The following is a 1,372-nucleotide window of genomic DNA, read 5'->3' as shown; positions in this document are numbered from 1 at the left end:
CTGGCTGATACCAAGTGCCTTGGCCGCATGCCGAAAATTCAGATGCTCGGCGACGGCGATGAACTGAACAAGGGAAATGAGCGGTATCCTGCCAGACAGGATACCGACATTCACGAGGTTTCGATGGTTAGTGCGCCGCATCGGAGCGGGCCTGCTACCAGTCGTCGGTTAGACGACTGGCGACTTCTCGGTGGCAGCCCCACGGAGCCGAAGGAGCACCAGCCCCAACGAAACCAGTACCGCCATCGCCGTGGCGTAACAGATCACGGGCCACGCTGTGTCACCGTTTAAAAGTGCCACCGCCAATGTCCCGACAATGCTGACTATCAGGCTTTGAACGCAGAAGTAGAACGCGACCGCTGATCCCGCGATGTCGTCGAACTCTGCCAAAGCGCCGTTCGCGGTAACGGACACCGTGAAGACAATACCGACCGCGACAACCCACATCGGTAGGATGAAGGTGAGGAATGACGGCGAGCCGTAAAGTTCGCCGATCCCCAACAGGACCGCTCCGCAAACAAGCAACGCCATCCCACGCGCCACGCATCCTGCGATGCCCCATCTGGCGACAAAGGACTTCGCGAAACGGGTTGTCACGATCATTACAAGCGCGACAGTGGCGAAGGCAAAGCTGAATCCGATCTCGGAATATTCCGCTTGGCCTATGAGCACACGGGGAGCCGTCGAGAAGAAGACGAAGTAGGTGCCCATACCGGCGCTAAAGCCGACAGTGTAAACCCAAAAAGCCGGACTCGCGAAGATCGGCAAGACAGATCGGCGCGTCTTGACTTGATCCAGAGGGCGGGTTTCGTGCCACCTGAAACCCGCATTTAGGAGTGCGAGCATCGCCAGTATAGCCAAAGTAATGAATATCGCCTGCCATCCCAAGAACTCGCCGATCAATACTCCGGCGATAGGGCCGAGCGCAGGCACGAACGCCAGCATCGAACTGAAAAGGCCGTAGATGACGACACCCTCAGGACGGTTGGCATAAACGTCGCGAACCGTCGCGAACGTCGCCACCAGCATGGCCGACGCGCCCACTGCTTGAAGTAGACGGAAAGCGACAAAGGCCGGTGCAGTTGAAGACCAAGCTGCTCCCAGAGACGCAATGACGAAAGCCGTTGCGCCCGCAAGTAGAATTGGCCGTCGCCCGATTCTGTCTGAGAGCGGACCAAAAATCACCTGGCCCACGCCGAGCATCACCATATAGAGGCTCAACGTGAGTTGGATCATAGCGGGCGTCGTGTTCAGGATGCCGGGCATCGCTGGAACGACAGGGAGATAAATATCCATCGCCAGTGAAGCGAGGATGTCGAAAGGAGCCATCAGCAGCAGTGCTGCCGGCAGCGTATAGGCCCACGCGGGGCGT

General features: G+C 58.3%; 2 protein-coding genes. Both read right to left on the bottom strand.

Annotation, left to right across the window (positions count from 1 at the left end; genetic code table 11):
* Positions 1-141, bottom strand: a 141-nt coding sequence (locus FTV43_RS16125) for a LysR family transcriptional regulator (RefSeq protein ID WP_151406746.1), incomplete at its 3' end; no start/stop codon positions are given.
* Between the two features lie 27 nt (positions 142-168).
* Positions 169-1,372 (bottom strand): chloramphenicol/florfenicol efflux MFS transporter FloR (gene floR / locus FTV43_RS15475; RefSeq protein ID WP_218947021.1); only part of this gene is annotated, 1,204 nt, incomplete at its 5' end.

This window comes from Acinetobacter sp. YH16053 (assembly GCF_013417035.1).
Lineage (GTDB): Bacteria > Pseudomonadota > Gammaproteobacteria > Pseudomonadales > Moraxellaceae > Acinetobacter > Acinetobacter towneri.
This window is presented reverse-complemented; position numbering and strand designations above follow the sequence as displayed.